Raw genomic sequence first — 7512 nt, 5'->3', positions numbered from 1 at the left:
GCATTGCTAATCACCCGACGGAGCGCCTGACAGACGTGGTTGGCTTTCAGCCCCGTTGCTGCCCTTACCGGCCGATAGACCAAGTGGTGCAGCTTAGCGGTGTTCCAGCAGTTCTTTTGTTTGGCGGTGTCGAGAATCTGGTTGCAAGCATTCGCAAAGCCCTGCAAAGTGCGGTCAATTTCTTGACGCAACTCTTGTGGGACTATCAGCTTGCAACGTACGGATATAGTCTGGCTCATGGGCTTATTGTAGTTTATCCAGACTTTGGCCGGCAAACCTATATCGAGGCGGGCTTTCCTCCCGACACCAAGCCTGCGGCTATGGTGCGGGCCTCCAGCCCGAAAATTTGGTGATCCGCATGGTTAAGAGGGAGTGAGGGGTGGCAAAAACGTTCAGCAATACCTAAACTCGGTACGGCATTGCCCTCCCCTTGGATGCTGTTTTCAAAAGTTTTGGGTATTGGGTAACCTCACCCCGCAGCTTGCCCCGGCGTCGATGATAGAGTACAGAGGAGTCTTCTGCGCGAGCCCTTTATGCCTCAGTCCAAACCCCAAGAATCCCCAGCCCGCAAGCTCCTCAACATTTTGCTGCTGGTGGTGGGCACGGTAACTTTCTTGGGCTTCTCCTTTGGCCCGCTATTCCAGGCCCTCGGGCCTTCCGAATCTCCAGAGGCCAGCCTGGTAACCGAGCAACTGCGGGCCCAGGCAGACGGCTATCGCGTCGTGCTGGAGCGGGAGCCGGATAACCCCATTGCCCTGCGGGGGTTGATCGACACCCAACTGCAGCTCAACGAGCCGCAAGGGGCCATTGAGCCGCTGAAGAAGCTGGTGGAACTGGAGCCCAAAAATCGGCAACTGCGAGCTTTTTTGGCCCAAATCCAACAGGATACGGGGGATTTTGAAGGGGCATTAGAACAGCTCCAGATCCTTTACGAGGGGGATCCCAAAGATGGCCAGGTGCTGCAGCAGTTGGTGGATGTGCAGCTAACCCTGGGCCGCACCTCTGAGGCCATTGCCCTGCTGGAGAAGCATCTTGAAGAAGTGCCGGAAGATAATGATGTACGTTTGCGCTTGGCCTTTGTCTACGCCCGCAACAACCAGACTGAGAAAGCTGTAGTCCTCTACGACAAGTTGATTGCGGCGGATCCCAGTGATTTCACTCCCGTGCTCGGCAAAGCCATAGCCCTCAGCTCTGCCACCGATGAAAACCTACGGGCAAAAGCGCCTGAGCTGTTTGAGCAAGCAGCCCGGCTGGCCCCGCCCCAAGTTCGGGAGCAAATCCAGCAGCAAGCAGAGATTTATGCTCAGGTGAACCGGCCCCAGACGGTCGAGAACCAAAACAGCAACCCCTCCCCCTGAGCAGGTTTTCAACCGTTAGGCTAATCCAGGTGTTGAGAAGCTGATCCCTGACGGTTCTCAGTTGACCCGATAGGGAGAGCTACGGAAAAGACTCAAGCGCCTTTTCTACAGAGGGGTAGATTTCGTAAATGGTATCCAAACCGACGATGGAGAAGAGCAGCTTGACTTGCTCCTGCAGGCCGCAGAACTTGAGTTGATAGCCTAAAGTGCGGCAATGGCGATGCGCCCAAACCAGAACCGACAACCCCATGCTGTCGATCAGGCTAACCTGACTAAGATCCAACAAGAAATGTCCCGGTTTCTCGGTGAGAATTTGGCTTAGCTCTTTCCGTACCTCGCGGGCAATCGCGGCGTTGAGCCTTTCACTGTGCAATTTCACAACCGTAACAGGGGATCCCTTGTGGCTGAGCCGGATGCAGACATCCATGAAAAGCCCGGCAGGTTTGAGGGGGGAATGGGCACAGGCACGATGGAACCAAACTGATTTTGAATTGCTAAATCACCATGAGTATGAGTTTGTCCTCACTGGGCTTCTCTTGCAAGCATTCTTGGACACTTTTCCCTTACAGGTTAGAACTGGCATGAACGGGATCCCTGCCTGGGCTGGAGATGCTGCCGCCCTGAGCCTATTGGTTATGCAAGTGCCGATGCTGGCGGTGCTGCTGGCGCGGCTGCTGCCCTCTTTGCGGCGCCCTTCCCCTCTGCCTCCCGGTCAGCCTGGGATCCCTTTGCAGCCGGGCTTGGTCAGCGTGTTGCTGCCTACTCTCAACGAAGCGGAACGCATCGATCCCTGCCTGGAAGGATTGCACCAACAGAGCTCCGTCCTGCGGGAGGTGCTGGTGGTGGACAGCCGCTCTCAAGATGGCACCCCCGAAAAAGTGCTGCAGATGGCCAAGCGGGATCCGCGCTTCCGTCTGGTAACCGACGATCCCCTCCCCGGCGGATGGGTGGGCCGCCCCTGGGCTTTGCACTACGGATTTCTCCAGTCGGATCCGGCCTCTGAGTGGATCCTGGGCATCGACGCCGATACCCGCCCCCAGCCAGGCTTGGTGGAGCGCCTGCTGGAAACCGCCCAGGCCCAAAGGCTCGACCTGATCACCCTGGCACCGCAGTTTATCCTGCAGCACTGGGGGGAAGGCTGGCTGCAGCCGGCTCTTTTGGTAACCCTGATCTATCGCTATGGGGCCGCCGGAGACACCGCCACCCTGCCGGAACGGACGATGGCCAATGGGCAATGTATGCTAGTGCGCCGGTCGGTGCTGGAAGCCATGAACGGCTACACGCTGGCGCGGGTCTCCTTCTGTGACGATGTCACCTTGGTGCGGCAGATTGCGGCAGCCGGCTTTAAAGTAGCTTTTTACGACGGTCGGCACCTGCTCAAGGTGCGCATGTACACTTCTTTTGGCGAAACTTGGCGAGAGTGGGGCCGATCCCTCGATTTGAAAGATGCCACCCCTGTGGCCCAGTTGTGGGGGGATATAGCTCTCCTCGTCCTCACCCAAGGGATCCCTGGGCCGGTGGTTGTAGGGCTGTTGGGCAAAGCCGGGATGGGGTTTCCCTTTTCCCTGACGGAGCAGGTGCTGCTGGGGCTTAACCTAGGCTTACTGATTCTGCGCTTAGGTGTACTGCTGGGCATTCGCGGCTCCTATCAGGATCCCCCTTGGACGTTCTGGATGTCGCCTCTGGCGGATCCCTTGGCCGTTCTGCGGATAATCCTATCTGCCCTCAGCCGGCCCCGCTCTTGGCGCGGGCGCACCTACTAGGAGAGCCCTCAATCGGCTATTGCCTCGGGATCCACGCCCAACTCCCGCAATTTCGCGGCTAGGCGCTGCTGTTCCAGACGGGCCTGTTCGAGAGCTGCCTCTGCCGCTTCGGCCCGCTGCCGTTCCTGTTCAGCCCGCTGCCGCTCCTGTTCGGCCCGCTGCCGCTCCTGCTCTATATGTTCACTCCCCCACAGCAGCAAATTCCCATCGGCAGTCCACCACCGCAACCAGTTGGCTTTGGTCTCGGCTTTTTGTCCCCGCCACACCCCCAAAAACAAGCCAATCTCCGGGATCCAGTAGCGACGGTTTTCATCCGCCGATACAGGGGTATAGCGGCCATTCTCCAGGCGGTAGACATCCAGCTCACCGGTTTTGGGATGAAAGATTACATAGACAGGCACCTGCAAAATGCGCTCGTAGAAATACCATTTTCCATAGGGATAGTGGGGATTGATGGAGTACTCGCCGCCCTCGGTTTCGGAGATGAATTCCATCACAATCGCCGGGGGATCCCCTTCTAGGTGTGGGGTATAGCTGCGGCGGATCTCTCCTTCGGGAATCGGCTGTACTGCGGGCACATAAACCCAGTCGGGGGCTTTCACCACCACCTTGTCCCCGACAGTGCTGCAAAGGCCAAAGTTGGAGGCGATCAAAGCCTGGGCAGGGATCCTCTGAGCGAGTTCCAATGCCTCACGCAGAGCAGCAGCCAAAAGGGGCTGTAAGGTGCTTTCCACAGGCTCATCCGGCAAGGGAAAGTCTTCCGGCAGTTTTTCCCATCGAATGGGAGGTAGGGGCGGGGTGAGCCGAACAGGAGAGAGGGCCATGGCTGAGGATACCCATGGTGATAAGGTACATGAATGCCTTTTGAATAACTCAAAGCACTTGCTGATATCAACCCCAGGCAATTCCACAAGGCTGTTGCAGGCTAGGACGGATTCAGTCATCTCGACTGCCAATCCATACGGTTGAGATATGCTTGGGGGCAATGAGCAAGTTTTTCGGCGTCTTCCTTGGATTCAGCAAGAGAGCGTATGCCAGAGCCTGAACCCTCTTCTGCCCACATTCTGGTGATCGAAAGCGAATCCAAGCTGGCCCGTTTCCTAGAGACCGAGCTGGCCGGTGAGGGATATCGAGTCAGCGTAGCCAGCGATGGCATGGCCGGGTTGAGGGCAGCCTGCGACCAAAACCCCGACTTGGTGCTGTTGGACTGGATGTTGCCCGGGATCTCAGGCCTGGACCTTTGTCGGCAGCTGCGCTCAATGGGCAACCGCGTGCCCGTGGTGCTGATGACCGCCAGAGATGAGGTGTCGGATCGAGCAGCGGGGTTGGATGCCGGGGCGGATGATTACGTGGTCAAACCCTTCAGCATTCAGGAGCTGCTGTCTCGGATACGGATCTATTTGCGGCAGCCAAGGCGATCCCGCGATGGCCAGTTGGTGTTCATGGATCTGATTCTGGATCCCGTAACGCGGGAGGTAACCCGGGGAGAGCGACAGGTGGAGCTGACGGCCAAAGAATACGACCTGTTGCGCTACTTGATGGAACACCCCCGTCAGGTGCTCACCCGCCAACAGATCTTAGAGCATGTGTGGGGCTGCGACTTCACGGGCGACTCCAATATCATCGAGGTCTATATTCGCTACTTGCGCCTCAAGATCGAAGGCCCAGGGGAGAAGCGCCTTATCCAGACGGTGCGCGGGGTAGGCTACGTGTTGCGCGATTGACATGCCCCCCGCCCCAAAGAGCAAGGATTCTGGTTCCTGGTTCTGCGACAGCACTTAGCTGTATCAGGTTTCCCCTCCACGACGGCGGTGCCTATCTCCCCAGTCGTTCCCCCAAGCGCTCCGCGCCGCTAGCGTGAAAGACTTGGCCAAGTGGTGATTTCTCACCAAGTTCTGCACCTGCAAGTCCTCATAAACCACAATGTCGTGAGACATTCCCACACACTGGGCTAGCTCAATAACCCGGTCTCTACGCTGGCGCCAGACTTTGATTTGGTTGAAGTGTACCTCGCCAAGCCGCTTCCTCTACTTGTGGTAGTTGCTGTATTGAGGTTTTACCCCCTTCCTATTCACGCCAGCGGGCCGTGGGCCTAACTTTCTGCTCAGTCTTCTTTGCTGTTGCTTCAATCTCCTTTCGGCACGACGCAAAAACTGGAGACACGGCACAGCTTGCCCACTGCTGTCGCCCACATCCAGCCCCACCACCTGGCCGGTGTACTCTGTCATCCAAGGCTTGGTACTGCGCTGGAGTGGCGTTGAGGAGTTTGGCTTCTCTGACCAGCGTGGGTGTATCTTATCGCAGGTCTAACAGGGCAAAAGCCGTCCTGGAAGGGCGGGGCTTCAGGCCTAGCTTCTTGGTAAAGTTTGGAACTGCCCGCATTCGGGATTGCCTTAAACTTCTCTTAAATCCTGTTTCACAGGTAACTGCTAGCATGAGGCCAACTTCACTCCCACCCCCGGAAAGGAAGGCCTTTATGAACTGGCTGATGCTGCTTGGTCTGCTTTGTCTTCCTGCCTCTCTGTTTTCGTTTGTTGAGTATTTGCGCTCCCAAAGGTTGGTTCAACAGCTCTCTGCAACTCGGTTGCTCAAGATAGCCGAGCTTCGCCATCTCGGTCAGACCAACCCCCAGGCAAAAGGAGCAAACTTGGCTCAAGTTTACGGCAGGGTTGTGTGCGATCGGCCTTTGGTATCGGAACTTTCGCGACAGCCTTGCGTCTACTACAAGTCTGAGATCTCTTGGGAGTATGACGAGATCGAATGCTATCGAAGGTATTTGAATAGCCAAGGCGATGTAGCGTATAGCGAACGGATCAGCGAAGGCGAATATCAGAACGCTCTACGCTTGGGATCCCGAGCAAAATCCTATCCGGGGGAGATGGTCGGGAAAAAGCCCGGCTTGGGCTACTCTGACTCCGGTTCTTTTCAGAAAAGGGTTGATCCCGACTACTCTAATTCTTTTCCACAAAAGCCCAACCCTGGCTACCCCGGTTCCGGTTCTTTCCAGAAAAAGCCTGGTTACCCCGACTACCCCCAGCAGCTTGGCTCTCCAGGCTATCCTCAAAAATCGCCGTTTTCCGAAGTAAGCTCTCCCCAAAAACACTACGCCAACGTGTATTACGATCCGAGCACAGGTCGGGAATATCTCCTTGAAAGAGAGACGAGAACGAGAGACGAAACCCTTCACTCGGTGGTTCGCCAGATCCCTTTTTTCATCGAAGACGAAACTGGAAGGGTGAGGGTGGATCCCACAGGTGCGGAGATAGAGGCTATGTCGGTTGTGGATGAGCATATTTTTCCAGGAAAAGGGCCCAGCCGGTTCAACTTCAATCTCAAGCGCTACCTTTCCGGAGTGAGAACAGAAAATCGCTCCACCCGAGCTTTTATCCATAAGGAATGGGTGATTCCGGTGGATGCGATGGCGTTTACCATGGGGCAGGTGCGTTTTGAGGCAGGGGATCCCGTGATCCGAAAACCCCTTTCTGGGGAAAGGTTTATGATTGCCCCCAAATCCCCTGAAGCCCTCTTGGAAGAGCAGCGCTCCAATGCCAGCAGCTACCTGGTGGGATCCGTCGTCCTGCTGGGTATCGGCATTTTCACCGTGCTCCACCTGCTGCAATCCCTGCAGCCTTATCGCTAGTTCCTGCCCAGGCAGAGGGAAGCCTACTGCCACTCACAACGACAAACCCAGCTTGAGCCCAAGCAGGGCATGGGCAAACAGTACACATAGAATGAGGCTGCCCACATAGGCATGGGTGGTGCGCAAAGCAGCGCGGTTGCCCCCAAAGCCGCTGAGGGACAAAGCTCCATTCACCGCCAACAACAGCAACACCAGGGATCCCGTCCAAAAATGGGGGCTGCTCAACAGGGGCTTCCCTTGCATCACCAGAGAAAGAAGGCCGCCAGTGTAGCCCAAGGCAATGAAGGTGGCCATCCAGGGGGCCAATTTGCGGTGGTCAAGCAGAGGCTTCTGGGCCGCTTCCGGCAGGGATCCCTCTGGCGCTGTGGAGGCGGCTGCCAGACGCAAGGCCCGTCCTCGCCACCCAGTCAGGCCGACAAAGCTGCCCATCACCACCACCACGATCCCCATCATCAAGGGGTGACCCCATTGCACAATGGGTTGGGGCAAGTTAAGGCCGGCAAAAAACTGGGCTACGGGCTGCAAGGTGGCGGCTAACCCATCCGAAGCTGCCGACAGATCCGGCAAGGCCAAGCTCAACAGGTTCATGGCGCTCCCTCTACCTCCGCAATAAATCTACAGCTGCTTAACAAATCTACAACACCCCAATTCTAGAATGGGAGGACATCAGTGATCTCCCTCAATTCGTTGAAGGGAGGACGTCAGCTGACCCATGCCAGCGGGAAGCTTCTGGTGGGCACCTGGCAGCGGT

Annotated in this window: 8 protein-coding genes and 1 pseudogene; 4 read left to right on the top strand and 5 right to left on the bottom strand. The window is 56.8% G+C overall.

The features are described from left to right. Positions 1–239: pseudogene (locus ACVWXF_RS11150) on the bottom strand (RNA-guided endonuclease TnpB family protein); the annotation flags it as partial. Between the two features lie 294 nt (positions 240–533). Between ACVWXF_RS11150 and ACVWXF_RS11145 the strand changes: the two are divergent. Then, positions 534–1358: a tetratricopeptide repeat protein gene (locus ACVWXF_RS11145; protein ID WP_457474411.1), complete on the top strand. Its 825-nt coding sequence runs from the start codon at positions 534–536 to the stop codon at positions 1356–1358. Positions 1359–1437: 79 nt separating this feature from the next. Here the strand turns inward: ACVWXF_RS11145 and ACVWXF_RS11140 are convergent, their stop codons facing one another. Next, positions 1438–1785: an STAS domain-containing protein gene (locus ACVWXF_RS11140; protein WP_457474410.1), complete on the bottom strand. Its 348-nt coding sequence runs from the start codon at positions 1783–1785 to the stop codon at positions 1438–1440. Between the two features lie 154 nt (positions 1786–1939). Between ACVWXF_RS11140 and ACVWXF_RS11135 the strand changes: the two genes are divergently transcribed. Then, on the top strand, positions 1940–3121 hold the full coding sequence (locus ACVWXF_RS11135; protein ID WP_457474409.1) for a glycosyltransferase: 1182 nt from the start codon (positions 1940–1942) through the stop codon (positions 3119–3121). Between the two features lie 8 nt (positions 3122–3129). On the opposite strand, the gene ACVWXF_RS11130 is transcribed toward ACVWXF_RS11135, so the two are convergent. Then, the gene (locus ACVWXF_RS11130; RefSeq protein WP_457474408.1) at positions 3130–3945 is read right to left on the bottom strand and encodes a Uma2 family endonuclease; all 816 of its coding nucleotides are present in this window, start codon (positions 3943–3945) and stop codon (positions 3130–3132) included. Positions 3946–4152: 207 nt separating this feature from the next. On the opposite strand from ACVWXF_RS11130, the gene ACVWXF_RS11125 reads away from it, so the two are divergent. Continuing rightward, entirely contained in the window at positions 4153–4845 is a 693-nt protein-coding gene (locus tag ACVWXF_RS11125; RefSeq protein ID WP_457474407.1) for a response regulator transcription factor, read from the top strand. A gap of 63 nt (positions 4846–4908) precedes the next feature. On the opposite strand, the gene ACVWXF_RS11120 is transcribed toward ACVWXF_RS11125, so the two are convergent. Beyond that, on the bottom strand, positions 4909–5058 hold the full coding sequence (locus ACVWXF_RS11120; RefSeq protein WP_187147255.1) for a hypothetical protein: 150 nt from the start codon (positions 5056–5058) through the stop codon (positions 4909–4911). 497 nt (positions 5059–5555) lie between these two features. Between ACVWXF_RS11120 and ACVWXF_RS11115 the strand changes: the two genes are divergently transcribed. Then, the gene (locus ACVWXF_RS11115) at positions 5556–6761 is read left to right on the top strand and encodes an E3 ubiquitin ligase family protein (protein WP_457474406.1); all 1206 of its coding nucleotides are present in this window, start codon (positions 5556–5558) and stop codon (positions 6759–6761) included. 33 nt (positions 6762–6794) lie between these two features. Here the strand turns inward: ACVWXF_RS11115 and ACVWXF_RS11110 are convergent, their stop codons facing one another. After that, the gene (locus ACVWXF_RS11110) at positions 6795–7349 is read right to left on the bottom strand and encodes a DUF4079 domain-containing protein (RefSeq protein ID WP_011431843.1); all 555 of its coding nucleotides are present in this window, start codon (positions 7347–7349) and stop codon (positions 6795–6797) included. Between the last annotated feature and the right edge of the window lie 163 nt (positions 7350–7512).

This window comes from Thermostichus sp. MS-CIW-40 (genome assembly GCF_054058315.1).
Note: the sequence above shows the minus strand (reverse complement) of the source record. Positions and strands in the feature narration are given on the sequence as shown.

Coding starts and splice junctions, on each gene's coding strand:
- ACVWXF_RS11145 (WP_457474411.1), top strand. CDS start 534: ATGCCTCAGTCCAAACCCCAAGAATCCCCAGCCCGCAAGCTCCTCAAC.
- ACVWXF_RS11140 (WP_457474410.1), bottom strand. CDS start 1,785: ATGGATGTCTGCATCCGGCTCAGCCACAAGGGATCCCCTGTTACGGTT.
- ACVWXF_RS11135 (WP_457474409.1), top strand. CDS start 1,940: ATGAACGGGATCCCTGCCTGGGCTGGAGATGCTGCCGCCCTGAGCCTA.
- ACVWXF_RS11130 (WP_457474408.1), bottom strand. CDS start 3,945: ATGGCCCTCTCTCCTGTTCGGCTCACCCCGCCCCTACCTCCCATTCGA.
- ACVWXF_RS11125 (WP_457474407.1), top strand. CDS start 4,153: ATGCCAGAGCCTGAACCCTCTTCTGCCCACATTCTGGTGATCGAAAGC.
- ACVWXF_RS11120 (WP_187147255.1), bottom strand. CDS start 5,058: ATGTCTCACGACATTGTGGTTTATGAGGACTTGCAGGTGCAGAACTTG.
- ACVWXF_RS11115 (WP_457474406.1), top strand. CDS start 5,556: ATGAGGCCAACTTCACTCCCACCCCCGGAAAGGAAGGCCTTTATGAAC.
- ACVWXF_RS11110 (WP_011431843.1), bottom strand. CDS start 7,349: ATGAACCTGTTGAGCTTGGCCTTGCCGGATCTGTCGGCAGCTTCGGAT.